Raw genomic sequence first — 17,238 nt, forward strand, 5'->3', positions numbered from 1 at the left:
TTGTATTCACGCTTTCTATTTCGCTATAGTGTGGGCAAGCGCAACATAGTGAAAGTATAAGCGATCATGCTGTTGAAAACTGAAATAAATATCATCAAAAAATTCGGACTGGTTCTGCTAATAGGTTCTGGCCTAGCGACGTTTACGCATGCAGAAAAAATAGACTGTGATCAGGCCAATACTCAGGCAAAAAAAAATTACTGTTCTGACGGTTTTGAAGAACAGCGTGAAAAGTTAGATGGGCTTTTTTTAACAGCGCAGTTAATTACCGATGCCCCAATACGCTTACTGATAGATACGCAAAAATTATGGTATAGCCGAGTTCAGCAATGCAAAAACTTGGAGTGTTTTAAACAACAGTTTGAACTTCGCCATGAAGATTTGAATATTTATACCTCGATGAACCAAAGTTTAACGCAGCATTATCTGAAATTTGAAAATGGTCATTTTGCGACATCACCTGTACATTTAAAGGTACATCAACTGGGCAAAGACAGCATCAAAATTGAAGGCATTGCCTATCGTAATCCGAACAATCGAGTTGAAACACAAACCATTCCATTTTTAGCTTACACAACACCCGAACAAAAAAATCAAATCACCGATAATGAACACGACTGCAAATATCAGTTCAATTACAGTAAAGCCTTACTCTCAGTAAAAACTGAACAAAAAGGCTGTGAACGTTTTGCAGGGATTTATCGTTTATATGATTAAGATCAAATTCGAATGACTTAGATACATCAAAAAAGCCTCAACATTGAGGCTTTTTTGATGTCTACAATATGTCAGTTAAATCGGATGTGTTTGCTGCACTTGCTGGCTAATCATCGCAGCTGTTGCCGCAGATAAGGTCCATCCGAGGTGACCATGCCCAGTATTATAGAAAATATGATCTCGCTTACCAGCATGTACCACTGGCATCATATTGGGCATCATTGGTCGTAAACCCGCCCATGGCACCACATGTTCTGTTGATAGATTAAAATTACGATTTGACCAATCAATTAAGGGCTGAATCCGATCTGCACGAATATCTCGGTTATAGCCATTAAACTCTGCCGTGCCTGCAACACGTAGTCGATTTGCACCTAAGCGTGAAGTCACAATTTTGGCACTTTCATCCAACAGACTTACCCAAGGCGCATTGGCCTGACTTTGTTCATCATTTAAATTTATGGTGATTGAATATCCTTTGACTGGATAGACATTTACGCGGTCACCGAGTTTATGCGCAAGTTCATAACTACCTACGCCACCACAGACCACCACAGCATCTGCTTCAAGTATGGTATCAGCATCAGGATGTTCCATATTTTCATCACTGGCTTTTAACTGAACATTGACACCTTTTGCATGATGTTCAAAGTCAGTCACCTCAAAACCCCACATATATTTCACTTCAAAGCGTTCTGTTACTTTAGCAAGCTGCGTCGTAAATTTATGGATGTCGCCCGTGGCATCCCCCGGACAATAAAAACCACCATAGTATTCACCTGTCAGACTAGGCTCGATATCACGGATTTCAGCTAATGTCACAGGATGACGCTCTAAGCCACCCTCACAGAGCATATTATTAACTTGAGTCGCTACCTCATAATCATGTTGATTATGAAAGAAATGTAAAATGCCGCGTTTTTCTAAATCAAACTGTAAGTTTTCATGCTCAGCAATTTCAAATAAACGCTGACGTGCCATCAATGCGAGACGGACGGTTTCGTGAGTATTTTCACGATAATCTTTAATATGTCCCATAAACTCAAAGAGCCATGAATATTTGTGTAGATTAAAACTTGGATTTAATAATAATGGCGCGGTTTTTTGTGACATCCATTTGATGCCTTTCACTACCGTTGCTTTTTGGTTCCAGACTTCAGCATTACATGCTGATAATTGACCACCATTGGCAAAAGAAGTTTCCATCGCTGGATAAAGGTGTTTATCGACCACGGTGACACGATAGCCGAGTAATCCGAGTTCGTAAGCTGTCGTTACCCCAGTAATACCTGCACCAATCACAACAATATGACACATATAGGCTCCTTGGAAATTATATTTCCTATGCTCGCCCCATCTGTCATTGGTACCTGAGAGCTTTGGTTCCTTGCGAAGCAATGTGAACCTTCCCCTTCGGTGAGTAGATCCGGCCTACTTCTCTCCAGATTTTTTATATGATTACAGTCCTTTTGCCTGAGAGTTTCCTGGGGGAACTTGCTCCTTCGGCGAGCACGATCTGTGCTTCTCTCCTGCAATCATCCATTCGTTTTTATTCGGCATTCATCTTGGTATTGCCTTAGTTAGATATGAGCAACATTTGTACCAAATCTCAAGTCCTATTTGGGTCAATATTGTTAAATATTATTTTTATATCGATTTAAGTTGTTAGGTTATAAATTTAAAATCATTCTTTCTAAACCTAAATACTTCATCTTTAAAATAAAGGTTTAAAATATTAAATGAAATTTATAACTAGAAAGATTGAAGTTTTATGTCGGATTCTACGCTTTTCTCTCGCTTTGCATCTGTGATCAAAACACATTCTATTGAAGAATTAACCCAAAGTGATTTACTCCTTCTTAAGACTCTGGGGCCTGTTCAAAGTTTTTATGCACCATTCGAGGCCATAAATCATGATGCAAAAGTGGTCATCGTCGGCATCTGCCCAGGCCAACAACAATGGCGTAATTCATTAATCGCAGCGAAGGACGGCTTAGAACAGCAATTATCTGAGGAAAACATTCTTAAACTTGCCAAGAATAGTGGTGCTTTTAGTGGCCCTATTCGCGAAAATTTAACTCAACTGCTAGATCATATTGGATTACACAATCAATTAGGCATACAGACCACTGCTGAGCTATTTAGCATTCATCAAGATAAGGTGCAAATGTGCTCGGTTTTACAGCAATGCATTTTGGTCAATGGAAAAAATTATGCTGGCTCAACACCCGCAATGCTAAAAAATGAATTATTAAAACAACATATTGATGATTATTTTACTCCTATGGTCCAACAGCTTCCTAACGCAATTTATATCCCACTAGGCAAAGGTGTAGATGAGGTTTTAAATTATGTAAGCAGCTTAGGCTATTTAAATGATCAACAGATTTTAGCTGGACTTCCCCATCCATCAGGTGCAAATGCCGAACGGATCAAATATTTTTTAGGTGAAAAACCACGTGAACAATTATCTCGACAAACCAATCCCGAGCAGATTGATAGCGCGAAATCACAGATTTTGCTTAAGATATCTAAATTTCTATGAAGTTCGCTTAACATCACTGAAAAATATTATTTATTTGAATATCCACTACTTATATCAAAGCAGTGCTCGAACAAAACTAGAAAAGTGTGATGTATTTTACTTTTTTGTTTTTCTGTGTGAATATGCGCCAAAATAAATATTGCTCATAAAAATAACACTAACATGGAAAAACACATGAAAAATTATTTAGTTCTAGGATTTACACTCCTACTACTCACAGGTTGTATTACCGTACCTAAAAATAAACCTGAAACAAGAACCTTGAAGCTAAATGGTGTGAATACCGTTGAAAACAGCAAAGTGATCCAACGAACCATTACTCGGGGTCAGTTACTATGTGAAGCTGGGCAAAAATGTCCTGAACTTGCAATTGATTGGCAAAAAAACAAAGGTGAGTATGCACTTTCACTGCATTCTTATGATCAACAGCAGCTTGATATGAGTGAAATATCTTTTGTGATTGACGGCAAAGTTTTGTCTTATCCTGCAATTGGTCAAACAAATTATCGTCGCTTAGATAATTCAAATGTGATTGATTCTTCTAATACCGTGATGATCCCAGATGCTGTGCTTAAACAATTTCGGGACGCAAAAAATATTGCTGTGATTATGAATACCAACCAAGGTGAAATCGCACACTATATGTTAAAAAACCAAAAATCTTCAGATGCCTATCGTCTATTTTTACGTGCTTATTCTTAAGACCAAATAGTCTAAAATAAAAATCCCAGAAGTTAGTGTATGTTTTCTTTTGGGATTTTTTATTCATCTCGCTTTATAAATTGATCAAATACATCATATGATCTTTATTTTATTCGTTTAATTAATTGTTTAATTGTAAGTTCACAAATCGGTTGACCTACCTCTAGATGAAGAGGATAGGCTTGATTTTCATTTGTTAGCTTATAGCCACGTCGTTGATAATATTTTATTAATTCTAAACGCTGATCAATCACATACATGACAAATTCTTCAACATTGGGTTCAATCAACATCGCTTGTTGTTCTGCAAATTGCAATAATTTTTTTCCTAATCCCTGAGCTTGCTCATCTGGGTGAATTGCAAAATGACCAATTTCACAGCTCATTCCCTGCATTTGAATACCAATACACCCCTTGATCTGTGTATTTTCCGACTCAATCACATATAGATGAAAATCCTTTTTTTTTAAGAGTTGACTGAGTTGAGAGACATTTATTCGATTTCCTCGAACAATATGATGTTCCGTGGTCCAACTCTTGGGATGATTCTCCCGATAGGCTATATTTATTAAGCTTTCGAGCTGCTGAATATCACCAAGTAAAGCATGTCTTATATTCATATTTTTTAGCTATTTATTTTCATAGGCCTATTTTACTGAAATAAAAAAACCAGACAATTGTCTGGTTTTTTTAAAGCAATGTGCTCATCAGTGTAGCTCGCTAGCGCTATTCACCAACCGCATCGGAACAAAAAGCAGTGCTTTGTTATTTATCCTCTGTGACTCGCTAACGTTACTCACCAAATCGCGTTCGGAACAAAGCAGTGCTTTGTTATTTATCCTCTGTGACTTGCTAACGCTATTCACTAACCGCGTTCGGAACAAAGCAGCGCTTTGTTATTTATCCACTGTGACTCGCTAACGCTACTCACCAACCGCGTTCGAAACAAAGCAGCGCTTTGTTATTTATCCTCTGTGACTCGCTAACGCTACTCACCGAACCGCGTTCGGAACAAAGCGGCGCTTTGTTATTTATCCACTGTGACTCGCTAAACGCGACTCACCAACCGCGTTCGGAACAAAGCAGCGCTTTGTTTCCTCACTTGGGTTCAATTGGAGCAAATGGTGCAACAACGTCTGCATTTTGTGCACGGTTACGCATGAAGTGATCCATGAGCACAATTGCCAACATCGCCTCTGCAATTGGTGTTGCACGAACACCGACACAAGGATCATGACGACCTTTGGTCAACACATCAGTATCTTCACGATTAATCGTAATGGTTTTACCCGGCGTAGTAATGGATGCTGTAGGTTTCAAGGCGATCGCAACACGAATGTCTTGACCACTCGAAATACCGCCCAAAATGCCGCCAGCATGGTTTGCCAAGAAACCATCCGTAGTTAACTCATCACGGGTTTCATGACCAAACTGCTCGGCAACACCAAAGCCATCACCAATTTCCACACCTTTTACGGCATTGATGGACATCATGGCATGTGCAATATCTGCATCTAAACGATCAAATACAGGCTCGCCCCAACCTACTGGCACTTGCGTCGCAATAATTTCCAGTTTTGCGCCACAGCTCGTTCCTTGTGCACGAAGTGAAGTTACGAGAGCTTCAAAACGTGGGACAGCATCTGCATCACCACAGAAAAATGGGTTATTCGGAACTTCATTCCAGTCCAATTTCTCTGCTTTTTCGGTACCAATTTGGGTTACATGACCACGAATTTCGATGCCAAATTTCTCAAACAAGTATTTTTTAGCAATCGCACCCGCAGCAACACGCATCGCAGTTTCACGAGCACTCGAGCGACCACCACCACGATAATCACGGAAACCATACTTATGTGTATACGTATAGTCTGCATGACCCGGACGGAAGGTTTGCGCGATGTTGCCATAATCTTTTGATTTTTGATCTGTGTTACGGATCAATAGACCAATCGATGTACCGGTTGTTTTGCCTTCAAATACGCCTGAAATAATTTCAACTTCATCGGGTTCTTTACGTTGAGTCGCAAACTTAGATGTACCCGGCTTACGACGATCCAGATCCTTTTGCAAATCGGCTTCAGTCAGTTCAATACCCGGTGGAACCCCATCCACAATGGCCATCAGACCAACGCCATGAGATTCACCACAAGTCGTTACACGGAAGAGTTGCCCTATACTATTACCTGCCATGTCAAACGACTCCTTATGCTTGAACAGATTGAATGAATAAATCTCGGTATTCGCGGCATTGAGCAGCAGTCAATGCAAAGATACCTGTACCGCCTTTTTGGAACTGTAACCAATAAAAATCAACGGTATTGAAGTTTTGACGCATTGCCCATTCTGAGTTACCCACTTCGATCACAATTAAGCCATCTTCAGTCAGGTAATCTGCAGCTTGTGCCAACATTTTACGGACAAGATCCAAACCATCTTGACCCGCAGCAAGCGCCATTTCAGGTTCATGGTGGAATTCTTCTGGTAAATCTGCCATGTCTTCAGCATCCACATACGGTGGATTCGACACGATTAAATCATATTGATTCTCTGCTGGAATTTTGGCGAATAAATCAGACTCAAGTAAAGCCACTTGATATTGTTTATTGTGGTGTTCACAGTTAATTTGCGCCACTTCAAGTGCATCTTTAGATAAATCTGTTGCATCAACTTCAGCGTCTGGGAATGCATATGCTAAAGCAATCGCGATACAACCCGAACCCGTACACATATCTAAAATGCGCTGAGGAGTTTTTGGATTGGCATTTTCAGGTAGATTATTAACTGCAGAACCCATCTCGCCATTTTCGCCTAAACAATAAGGTGCAAAACGGTTTTCAATTAACTCTGCAATTGGAGAACGTGGAATTAGTACACGTTCATCGACATAAAATGGCTTACCAAAGAAATACGACAAGTTTAGTAAATAAGACGTCGGAACTTTTTCATTAATACGACGTTCTAACAATGCTAAAAATTCTGCAACTTCACTTGGCAATAATTTCGCATCTAAGATTTCCGCATCTGCATTCCAATCTAGAGATAACGTTTGTAAAACCAATGCTGAGCTTTCAGCAAAATAGTCTTCTGTACCTTGTCCTAAGTGGGCATCATATTGACGTAAAGCTGTTACCCCAAAGCGGATATAATCACGAATTGTAGATAGGTTTTCAGCTGCTTCCTGTAAATGTTCAGGGCTAATAGTCGGTCGATCCACTTAAGGCGTCTCCAGTTCATAATTTTTTAAACGCCCTATGATACCTTGTTTTAATGCTATTTATAATAAAAATACGGCATTATTCACCGCTTGAAAGCATTTCATAACCGTATATATGAGGTCTGATACATTCGCTGAAATGAAATGTGTAATTTAGGCTTTTCTTCAGCATACTATAAAACCTAATAGATAAAAATTACGAATAAAAACCAATTCAAGCTCAATTGTTTAGCAATTTGTACTTGATCCTAAGCTTTAATTTCTTAAAATCATCCCCATACAAACAGTTAAATTTTAAATGCGGGGCTCCAATGAGCTATAAGCACAATAACCTCATGGCTATGCGTCAAAGCTATTGGGAAGACACTCAGTCTTTAAACGTGCAAAATGAAAAGGCATTTTTTCAGCAACTACTGATCGAACATCAAGTTTTCCCAAATGCGAGTCTAGAAAACGCTCGTACCCTATTTTTTAGCTTACCGAGCATTATTATTGTCAAAGGTTATGCTGCCGGATTTAAAGACGAATCTGTCCAACATCTTATTCATCAACATATTGAAGAACATAAAGCCGCATTGATGCAAAACGATACGGTAAAAATCAAATATCGTTTATAGTTTTCTTTCCAATGTACCTGTCTACGCGGCATCTTGCTTAAGTTTGCAAGTGCTTACTGCATATTCAGTAAGTTGAACTATTTTAATACGTTAAGAAACGTTAAAATTAGCTACAATGTATTTTTCTGCGAATTGCTGATTAAAGGATTTAATTTACATGTCAGATCAGAACGATAAGCTCAAACACTTGAAAACGTCTTCTATGGATCGACGCTTATCTATCGCAAAGGCATCGCTACTTGCGGGAACTCGTTGGGCAGCATCAAACGCTACTTCTATTTTTTCGAGTGAAGAAGAAAAAGAGAAAAAGCGTAAAAAAACCATGAAAGATCAGGCTGAATATCTCGTCGCAGAAATTGGTAAATTAAAAGGTTCGATTGTAAAAATTGGCCAAATGATGGCGTTGTATGGTGAACATTTTCTGCCTGAAGAAATCACCCAAGCCCTCAACACCTTGAACAATCAAACAGTTGCATTGGCATGGCCAGCCATTAAAGTCCAATTACAAAATCAACTTGGCTCAAAACTTGATGATCTCGTGATTGATCATGAGCCACTTGGTACAGCTTCTTTGGCACAAGTTCACCGTGCAAAACGTAAATCTGATGGTTTAGAACTGGTTTTAAAAATCCTGTATCCGGGTGTGGCAGATGCAATCGATTCGGATATGAATCTATTCAAAAACATGCTCAAACTGACACGAATGGTTCCTCAAACCCGTGAATTTGATCAGTGGTTTGATGAAGTTCGTGAAATGATGCATCGTGAAGTAAATTATAAAATCGAAGCAGATACCACTCGCCGTTTTGCTGCACGCTTAAAAGAAGACCCGCGCTATATCGTGCCGCAAATCATTGATGGTTATTCAACACCTCAAGTGCTGTGTATGACTTTTGAACGTGGTGTACCGATTAACAGCCCAGTAATGCTGTCACTTCCTCAAGAGCGTCGCAATGCCTTAGGTGAAGCATCACTTGAGATTGCCGTACGTGAAATTTTTGAATGGGGTGAAATGCAAACCGACCCTAACTTTGGAAACTATTTGGTCCGTTTGGGCAATGGTGCGGATGTACCAGATAAAATCGTACTCCTCGACTTTGGTGCAATCCGTCAGTTCGATGAGCATCTATTAGGCGTTGCACGTAATTTGATTACCGCGGGTTATCACCATAGCTCTGAGCAAATGGTCAAAGCGATGACAGGTTATGAGTTCTTTGATGGTATTCCACAAAGTATTAAACCCGATATGGCCAAAGTCTTTCTGTTAGCGACAGAGGCATTTAGTAGCACTGAAAATAACCCAGACATCCCTGCTGGTGTTATGGACGAACAACAACGCTATGACTGGAAAAAAAGCCAATTACATAGCCGTGTAATGCAACAAGCTTCAAAATCGATGGCATCTCGTTACTTCTCAGTTCCACCTAAAGAGTTTATGTTTATTAGCCGTAAATTTATCGGTGCATATACCTTTATGACCGTCATTGAAGCGAAAACCAATGTTCGTCGTATGATTCAAAAATATCAATAAACATTCAATGCACATCTTAAGACTTGGCTGACTCAAATGTCAGCCAAGTCAATTTCAAAATAAAAATCCATTTAAGCCTTTTTGATTTTCCATTCTTAATTAATCATTTAGCTATCAAAAATCGCCTAAGTGCTCCGTTTATCTTTGACAATCACGCATGTCATTTATGACATGGTTTTTCTATCTTTGGCATGTCAGCATTAAATAAGAACAACGCAAATGGAAAACAACAATGACCAATATGGTAAACAAGGCACAAGGATTTGGACTCTCACTTTTAACTAAAATTGCCGGAAGTGATGTACTCGATCAGTTTAAACTGCGCAAATTTGTTGAAAAATCTTTGTATCAGAGCTCAAAAGCTGGTTTTAAAACCTTGAGCCAAACGCAAAAAGTATTTCAGACCAACAAAGATGTGCATAAGCAACGTTTGCCTAATCAACAAAAATCATTATTTGATTTAAACCTGACTGAAGAACAACAAATGACTGCTGATGCGATGCAGCAGTTTGCCACAGAAGTCTTGTATCCACTTGCTCATCAAGCCGATCAAGAGGAAAGATTTCCTGAAGCGTTATGGCAACATATCCAAGATCTAGGTCTAAATTATTATGCCTTACCTGAAGATTTGGGTGGCGTCGCGACAGAAAAAAATATCATTAGCAATATCTTAATTGCTGAACAATTGGCTGAAGGTGACTTTAGTTTAACAGCAGGTTTACTGTCGACATTTAGCTGTATCAACACCATTACCCAATGGGGTTCCGAATCTGTTCAAGCAACCTACTTAGCGGCATTTGCAGATGATTCAGCCCTACGTGCAAGCTTTGCGGTTCAAGAGGCAACAGCGGCATTTAATCCCTATCAACTTAAAACTCACGCGATTGCTGATGGCCAGCAGTATAAAATCAGTGGGGAGAAAACCTTAGTCCTTCTAGGCGAACAGGCAGATGTGCTGTTAGTGAGTGCCATGCTCAATGGACAGCCTGAAGTTTTTATTGTGCAACGCGACCAGAGCATTAGCGCAAAAAAAACACCTGCTATGGGTTTGAAAGCCACTGAAACTGTAACTTTAAAATTTGATCAGACCCCTGCCCAACGCTTAGGAGATCAAGATTTCAATTACACCTCATTTATCGATCTTGGCAATTTAATGTGGTGTGCCATGGCTGTTGGTACCGCAACTGCAGTCAAGAAATATTGCATTCAATATGCAAACGAACGTACAGCTTTTGGGGAGCCAATTTCGCACCGTCAAAGTGTGGCATTTATGATTGCAGATATGGCAATCGAAATAGATGCCATGCATATGCTCATCCTTAATGCAGCAAGTCTAGCCGAAGCCGGCAAGCCTTTTCATCGTGAAGCCTATTTAGCCCGCGTGCTATGTGCTGAAAAGTCAATGAAAATTGGGACCGATGGCGTGCAAATATTAGGTGGTCACGGCTTTACCAAAGAACATCCCGTAGAACGTTGGTATCGAGACTTACGTGCCACAGCGATTCTTCAATCTGGCTTACATGCTTAATTCAGCAAAATAAAAACAAGGAAATGTCCATGAACTTACAAAATCCGAAAAAATTTAAATTGCTGATCGACCAAGCCCATGAAGTCGCTTTAAATGTTCTACGTCCTATTTCACGTAAATATGACAAAGCCGAACATGCCTATCCTAAAGAGTTAGACATGTTGTCTTCCCTCGTCGACGGTATGAATGATGGCGGTGATGGCATGAATGCAGGTGCTGCCGTCAATAAACGTGGCGACACAGACACGGGTAATAAAAACGATGTCAATATGTCAACAGCCCTCAGTATCATCGAGATGTGCTATGGAGATACAGGTCTGTTGCTCAGTATGCCTCGACAAGGGCTTGGAAACTCGGCTATTGCCGCAGTAGCCAATGATGAACAACTAGAACGCTTAAAAGGAACTTGGGCCGCTATGGCCATTACAGAACCCAATTGCGGCTCTGATTCAGCAGCAATTCGGACAACTGCGACGAAAGATGGCGATGAATACATCCTCAATGGTGAAAAAATCTTTGTTACCTCGGGCGAACGTGCTGATTCAGTGGTGGTTTGGGCAACACTAGATAAAAAATTAGGTCGAGCAGCGATTAAATCCTTTGTTGTTGAAAAAGGTACACCAGGAATGACTGTAGAACGCCTAGAACATAAATTGGGTATTAAAGCTTCTGATACTGCTGCCATTAGTTTTGTAGATTGTCGTGTCCCTGCTGCAAACTTATTAGGCAATGCTGAAATTGATGTAGCAAAGGGTTTTGCTGGGGTTATGGAAACTTTTGATAATACTCGCCCACTCGTTGCTGCGATGGCTATAGGCTGTGCAAAGGCATCTTTAGAGCGAATTAAAGAAATCTTTAAAGATGAATTAGACGAACAGTATTCAACACCCATCTTACAAAGTTCGAATATTGCTGCACAAATCTACCGAATGGAAGCAGACTGGGAAGCAGCACGTCTACTCATGCTCAAAGCTGCATGGATGGCTGACAACAAAAAACCTAACTCACGTGAAGCATCCATCGCTAAAGCAAAAGCAGGCCGTGTAGGTAATGAAATCACATTAAAATGTGTAGAGCTCGCAGCTGCAGTTGGTTATAACGAAGATGAATTATTGGAAAAATGGGCACGTGATTCAAAAATCCTTGATATATTTGAAGGAACACAGCAAATTCAACAATTAATCGTTGCACGACGTGAACTGGGTAAAAGTTCAAGCGAATTAAAATAATTACTTTGTTTGAGCAATTTGAAACTTAAAGATGGATTTTTATATAGGATCAGTCTATAAACAATCCATCTTTTTGTTTTTCGATGATTATGTTTCAGATCCGACCACTTCAACTTGAAGACAATGCAAGCATTGCCAATGTCATTCGCACAGTTTCCAAAGAATTTGGATTAGCACCTGAATCAGGATTTGCCGTTGCAGATCCAATTTTAGATGATTTATATCACGTTTATGCACAAGCAAATGCACAATATTGGGTTATTGAAAATCAACACGGTACAATTTTAGGTGGTGGCGGCCTTTCTCCTTTAGCTGGAGATTCAAGCATTTTAGAAATCCAAAAAATGTATTTTTTGCCTGAATTACGTGGTCATGGTTTAGCCAAAGATATTTTAGAACTTTGTTTTCAATTCGCCACAGATCATAAATTTAAAGCGTGTTATTTAGAAACCACACATACACTTGGGCAAGCAGTAAAACTCTATGAAAAAGTAGGATTTCAACACTTACAAGCTCCTAAGGGCAATACAGGTCATAGCCAAGCATGCGAAATTTGGATGCTTAAAACACTTTAAATTATACTTAGATTCCATTCATACCTCTGAAAAAAGTTATAGCTTTTTCAAATAGGGATATTTCATGAGTGGATATTCTAGTTTTTTATAACTAAAGTTCTCGGGATTTGAATATCCCCACAATCTTAATAAGTACCATGTCAAGAGAGAAATAGTGACACAAGTAATGCTATCTGTTTTTCTCTCTTCACTTAGACAATCATGTAATTTGAGTACATTTCCATCAATTTTTACAATTACACTGTATAGAGCAATTTAAGAAAATATTGACCTCTAAGTCTCCAATTTATACTATCGCTTAAAGAAATTACACTTAGCCATGATTATTTTAAAGTGAATATAAATGCAGAATGTACTGAATAAAACTCGCCTTTCAACTCGTCTTTCGTCGCTCCTAAGCGCACACAGCTTAAAGTTTTCAACTGTTATAATATCTGTAACCCTGATTTCTGGATGCTCATCACTCGGTGGTGGCTCTGTAGAAAAACGTGCCATTAAACTTTCATCAGGGATACAAAAGGCCTATTCAGTCAATCCTGAAACTGCAAATCGAGTGTCCCCCTACATTGTGCAAACTGCTGATCAATATAACTTAGATCCTTTACTACTGGCTGCTGTTATTCGCCAAGAATCAACTTTCCGCCCTTATGTCAGTTCACCTGCAGGTGCAGTCGGTTTAACTCAGGTGATGCCACGTTATTGGCAAGCAACATGCCCTGGGGATTTATATGACGAATTCACCAATATTAATTGTGGGTCATTTATTTTAACTAAATATAAAAATGCCGCTGGCAGCATGCCAAAAGCTTTAGCCTACTATAATGTCGGACCTACCGCTTATAACACCAATCGAAAAATGAAAAAACAAGGTAAACGTTATGCAAAACAAGTGAAACAACATCGAAATAATTTAAAAAGTGCATTATAAGAAGTAAAGTTCAATCCTATTACCCATGATTGAACTTTTAACATATATCACAAATACTTGAATTTAATAGACTTAAATCACAAATATAGATTCTAGAATAATATTATATGATGTATTTTAATGAGCAATAAACAAACAAACAGCATATATTTTTAATATTTATTTCATCTTATATAATCGTTTTTGTATATTAAATTAATGAAATAATACATTAAATCTATTAATAAAAAAACTCTTATAAAACAACAACCTTAATTGAATTTCATATACAACAATTCTATAAAAAGTTTAAATATTCTACACAATACTATAACTTTTAGCCGCCAAGAATCTTTTAAACATCATTTTTACTTTATTTATTATTAACAATAATCAACCAGCTGATTTTTTTAGCATTGTTTATTCATTATTTTTAGCTAATATCATATAGGTCAGTAAAACTATATTACTGATTAACATATAATTTATTGGGGTTAATAATGGCCAAATTATCTTTAAACGCTTTAACAGACATTGACGGTTTTATTGCTGCAGCTTTGGTTGACAGCGAAAGTGGCCTTGCTATGGCGACACAAGGCAATAACGACATCGATTTAGAATTAGCTGCTGCTGGTAATACTGAAGTTGTCCGCTCAAAGCGTAAAGTTGCCAAAGCGTTGAATTTAAATGACTCTATTGAAGACATTCTAATTACTCTGGGTAAACAATATCACTTAATCCGCCCACTCGACTCAAATGAAGCATTATTTCTTTACCTCGTATTAGACCGTAGTAAATCAAACCTTGCTATGGCTCGCCATGAACTTAAACATTTCGAAAAAGAATTAGATTTTTCTTAATTTAAAGTTGGGTTATTTCACAAGAAATAACCCAGTTTTTCTGGACCATTTCGTGAATAGCACATTATATATTTCTATCTTTGGCTTAAATCTAAATGTTATCAATGACATTAAATCTATTATTTCAAATAAGCTATCTGAAACTTTTACTATTCATTGGACAAACATTGCAGATTCGAAACTCCAAGTCCTATTAATCAATGATGACTTTATCGACCTGCCGAATATAAATAAAATAAGGCACGAAGCTTTAATCATACTTAAACTTAAAAAAAATGAATTGAAAGCAAATCAAATCGAACACGATACCCTGTTTTTACCCCTAACAAATACCAATCAATTTGAGCATTGGTTAGAGCATTCAGTTGCGTTAAGGTTCCGAGATATTAATCCTGTAAATGTGTCCAATCCTATTGTTGTTCAAGACACAAAACCTAAATTAAATGCACTCCAGATCTCACAGGCTTTTAAAGATTTAAATAAACATCAACGTCAACTATTGCTTTTAGATCTAAAACCAATCGCACTCATTGATAACTTAAGCAATGAGTTTTGGATAGAACAAAATATACAAATCACACAAAATTCTGAAATCACACTCATTTCAGCAGATACAAATACAGTTGTCACTTTTAAATATGGGTTGGAATCAATAAATTTACAGCATGGATTATGGCAATTTGTTTGGGATTACGTAGATGATACTCCCCCCAATTACACAAGCCACTATAAACTTTTGCATTGGCCACAGCCTATACATTGTGCTGAGCGACAATCACTATTGAAAATATCCGCTTTTTTTATGGAAGGTAGTTCTACTCAATATATTGCTGAACAAATACATTTAAGCCAAAACTTTATTAATCGTTATTTATTTGCATGCCACATAGCTGAAATCATACAAGAGATTCCAGCCATGGCGAGTGTATATCATAGCCAAAAAACAGCTCAAGAATCTTCAAATCCACTACAGAGTTTTTTCCGTAGTCTTCGAAAAAAATTAGGAATCTAAAATTTCATTATGATTTTACAGCTATACAAGATCGTATTTGCCGGAACGATGGGTGCCGGAAAAACCACTGCTATTCAAAGTATTTCTGATATTCCTGTACTGAGTACAGAAGCGCTTAATACTGATCAAAATGCGCATCAAAAAATGTTGACTACTGTTGGAATCGATTACGGTGAACTTACTCTCGCCGATGGTACTAAACTTGGTTTATATGGTACGCCGGGCCAAGAAAGATTTAACTTTATATGGAATACCATTTGTAACGGCGCGATTGGTACAATTATTTTGATTGATCATACACATGACCATCCAATTCAGCAGCTGAATGATTATTTAAATTATTTTTCTGAAAATAATGAAAACATCATCATCGCGATTACACATTTAGACAGTACGCAGTATAAATCCACCAAACTTTATAAAGAATGGCAGGATTCACAACAGATACATCACCCGATTTTTTATATCGATGCTAGAAATAAAAAAGACATTCTTTTTATTCTAGAAGCACTTATTGCAAAAGCCGAAGTTCAACTTTCAATCTAATGAAGATATTATGAATACAGCAATTCATACAACACGTTCAGCACCACTACAGCTTATTGAACATGCACATAAACTCATGAAGGAGTTAATTTCTGATGTGTCCGGTGTTGAATATATGATGTTATGTTCAACTGATGGTTTTGAATTAAAATCTATAGAAAAGAAAAATATTGAAAATTCTGGAAAACTTGCAGCTGTAAGCAGTTCAATCTTAGCAATGGTTCAAGCTTTTACTAACGAAATTAATTTAATTGGTTGTCAAACCATTACATTAGATGCTGAAAATGGTAAAGCATTACTCACAGCGATCTCTCACCCTCAGCACCCCATGATATTAGTTGTCTTGACATCAAAAAATGTATTATTAGGGCAATTATTATATTCTTTAAAAAGAGTGAGTAATGAACTAAGCGAATATCAACTGTCAAATACATTCACCTAGTCCAATTCAATTTATTTCATCGATTCACGCATTTTATCTTCATCAAAATATTGTGCAAATGATGCAATACGTTTTTCAACAACTGGATTTTTCATCAGGTTCTCAGCTGCACGATTCCCCAATAGTTCAAATGCTTTACCCAAAGCATTTGTTCCTTCATTTTCTGTAACAGCTTTGATTTCAGCATTACAACGTTTAGTAAATAAATCTTGAAATAAATTTGCCATATTTTTATCAATCTTTTGCATCTCAGCGGACGTCACTTTACTATACTTAGAAATTTCTGGATGTGCTGAAAATGCCAAATAAATCCAAGCCGTTAAGTTCTGACTCTCTTCTGCTGAAATTTTATTTACCAAACATTCACTTAGTTTATCCTGATACACACCAGCTGTAGTATTTAAAGAAACAAATGCAAATAAAACTATAGTTAATAATTTTTTTAAAAACATCTTAAATACCCTATATATTATTAATGAAACAAACGATTTTATTATATTGATTTATTACACATTTTCATTAGCAAAAGATTTTAAAATGATATAGATGGATTGAGCATTTTAGTTTTATTTTCTTTAAATATCTCTCGTTTTCTTATTTTTTGAATTTGCTTCTCTTATTATTTTCTATTTTGATAACTTTCCCTTTTTCTCCGCACATAAAAAAACACCCCCTGACTAGTGCAGGGGGTGTTTCGAATAATGAGCTGGCGATGACTTACTCTCACATGGGTAACCCCACACTACCATCAGCGCTAAGAGGTTTCACTTCTGAGTTCGGGAAGGGATCAGGTGGTTCACTCTTGCTATT

At 37.7% G+C, this 17,238-nt stretch carries 18 protein-coding genes, 1 rRNA gene and 1 riboswitch; of the genes, 13 read left to right on the top strand and 6 right to left on the bottom strand.

The annotated features are described in order from the left end of the window. Positions 1-66: 66 nt before the first annotated feature. The gene (locus tag FTU80_RS11090; protein WP_180085077.1) at positions 67-717 is read left to right on the top strand and encodes a hypothetical protein; all 651 of its coding nucleotides are present in this window, start codon (positions 67-69) and stop codon (positions 715-717) included. 75 nt (positions 718-792) lie between these two features. Here the strand turns inward: FTU80_RS11090 and FTU80_RS11095 are convergent, their stop codons facing one another. Then, entirely contained in the window at positions 793-2,034 is a 1,242-nt protein-coding gene (locus FTU80_RS11095) for a D-amino acid dehydrogenase (protein WP_180085078.1), read from the bottom strand. 134 nt (positions 2,035-2,168) lie between these two features. Beyond that, positions 2,169-2,259: riboswitch (glycine riboswitch) on the bottom strand. A 229-nt stretch (positions 2,260-2,488) separates the two neighbouring features. Here FTU80_RS11095 and FTU80_RS11100 point away from each other — a divergent pair. Both FTU80_RS11100 and FTU80_RS11105 read left to right on the top strand, forming a co-directional pair. Beyond that, positions 2,489-3,262 (top strand): hypothetical protein, encoded by a 774-nt coding sequence (locus FTU80_RS11100; RefSeq protein ID WP_180085079.1) that lies wholly within the window; start codon positions 2,489-2,491, stop codon positions 3,260-3,262. Between the two features lie 174 nt (positions 3,263-3,436). Beyond that, entirely contained in the window at positions 3,437-3,964 is a 528-nt protein-coding gene (locus tag FTU80_RS11105) for a hypothetical protein (protein ID WP_180023579.1), read from the top strand. Positions 3,965-4,068: 104 nt separating this feature from the next. On the opposite strand, the gene FTU80_RS11110 is transcribed toward FTU80_RS11105, so the two are convergent. From FTU80_RS11110 to prmB, 3 genes are all read right to left on the bottom strand, one after another. Beyond that, positions 4,069-4,584, bottom strand: coding sequence for a GNAT family N-acetyltransferase (locus FTU80_RS11110; protein WP_180085080.1), 516 nt, complete (start codon positions 4,582-4,584; stop codon positions 4,069-4,071). Positions 4,585-5,062: 478 nt separating this feature from the next. Further along, positions 5,063-6,157, bottom strand: coding sequence for a chorismate synthase (gene aroC, locus FTU80_RS11115; RefSeq protein ID WP_180085081.1), 1,095 nt, complete (start codon positions 6,155-6,157; stop codon positions 5,063-5,065). Positions 6,158-6,170: 13 nt separating this feature from the next. After that, the gene (prmB, locus tag FTU80_RS11120) at positions 6,171-7,181 is read right to left on the bottom strand and encodes a 50S ribosomal protein L3 N(5)-glutamine methyltransferase (protein ID WP_180085082.1); all 1,011 of its coding nucleotides are present in this window, start codon (positions 7,179-7,181) and stop codon (positions 6,171-6,173) included. 311 nt (positions 7,182-7,492) lie between these two features. Here prmB and FTU80_RS11125 point away from each other — a divergent pair, with 311 nt between their 5' ends. The 10 genes from FTU80_RS11125 (at position 7,493) to FTU80_RS11170 (ending at position 16,428) form a co-directional block, all read left to right on the top strand. Then, positions 7,493-7,798: a hypothetical protein gene (locus tag FTU80_RS11125; protein ID WP_180085083.1), complete on the top strand. Its 306-nt coding sequence runs from the start codon at positions 7,493-7,495 to the stop codon at positions 7,796-7,798. Positions 7,799-7,955: 157 nt separating this feature from the next. Beyond that, complete coding sequence (locus tag FTU80_RS11130; RefSeq protein WP_180085084.1) at positions 7,956-9,329, top strand: AarF/ABC1/UbiB kinase family protein; 1,374 nt, start codon at positions 7,956-7,958, stop codon at positions 9,327-9,329. Between the two features lie 241 nt (positions 9,330-9,570). Continuing rightward, a complete protein-coding gene (locus tag FTU80_RS11135; protein ID WP_180085096.1) occupies positions 9,571-10,857 on the top strand; it encodes an acyl-CoA dehydrogenase family protein in 1,287 nt (428 codons plus the stop codon). A gap of 29 nt (positions 10,858-10,886) precedes the next feature. Further along, entirely contained in the window at positions 10,887-12,086 is a 1,200-nt protein-coding gene (locus FTU80_RS11140) for an acyl-CoA dehydrogenase family protein (protein WP_180085085.1), read from the top strand. 89 nt (positions 12,087-12,175) lie between these two features. After that, a complete protein-coding gene (locus FTU80_RS11145) occupies positions 12,176-12,661 on the top strand; it encodes a GNAT family N-acetyltransferase (RefSeq protein WP_180085097.1) in 486 nt (161 codons plus the stop codon). 343 nt (positions 12,662-13,004) lie between these two features. Then, on the top strand, positions 13,005-13,589 hold the full coding sequence (locus FTU80_RS11150) for a lytic transglycosylase domain-containing protein (RefSeq protein ID WP_180023574.1): 585 nt from the start codon (positions 13,005-13,007) through the stop codon (positions 13,587-13,589). A 479-nt stretch (positions 13,590-14,068) separates the two neighbouring features. Next, complete coding sequence (locus tag FTU80_RS11155) at positions 14,069-14,428, top strand: hypothetical protein (protein ID WP_078193877.1); 360 nt, start codon at positions 14,069-14,071, stop codon at positions 14,426-14,428. 52 nt (positions 14,429-14,480) lie between these two features. Beyond that, on the top strand, positions 14,481-15,440 hold the full coding sequence (locus tag FTU80_RS11160; RefSeq protein WP_180085086.1) for a hypothetical protein: 960 nt from the start codon (positions 14,481-14,483) through the stop codon (positions 15,438-15,440). Between the two features lie 9 nt (positions 15,441-15,449). Further along, a complete protein-coding gene (locus FTU80_RS11165; RefSeq protein WP_180085087.1) occupies positions 15,450-15,986 on the top strand; it encodes an ATP/GTP-binding protein in 537 nt (178 codons plus the stop codon). A gap of 10 nt (positions 15,987-15,996) precedes the next feature. Beyond that, complete coding sequence (locus FTU80_RS11170; protein WP_180085088.1) at positions 15,997-16,428, top strand: roadblock/LC7 domain-containing protein; 432 nt, start codon at positions 15,997-15,999, stop codon at positions 16,426-16,428. Between the two features lie 11 nt (positions 16,429-16,439). Here FTU80_RS11170 and FTU80_RS11175 read toward each other — a convergent pair whose 3' ends face one another. Continuing rightward, the gene (locus tag FTU80_RS11175) at positions 16,440-16,880 is read right to left on the bottom strand and encodes a hypothetical protein (protein ID WP_180035693.1); all 441 of its coding nucleotides are present in this window, start codon (positions 16,878-16,880) and stop codon (positions 16,440-16,442) included. Between the two features lie 252 nt (positions 16,881-17,132). Further along, positions 17,133-17,238, bottom strand: a 5S ribosomal RNA gene (gene rrf, locus FTU80_RS11180); the annotation flags it as partial.

It is taken from the genome of Acinetobacter sp. YH12145, from assembly GCF_013418335.1.
Taxonomy (GTDB): Bacteria; Pseudomonadota; Gammaproteobacteria; order Pseudomonadales; family Moraxellaceae; genus Acinetobacter; species Acinetobacter amyesii.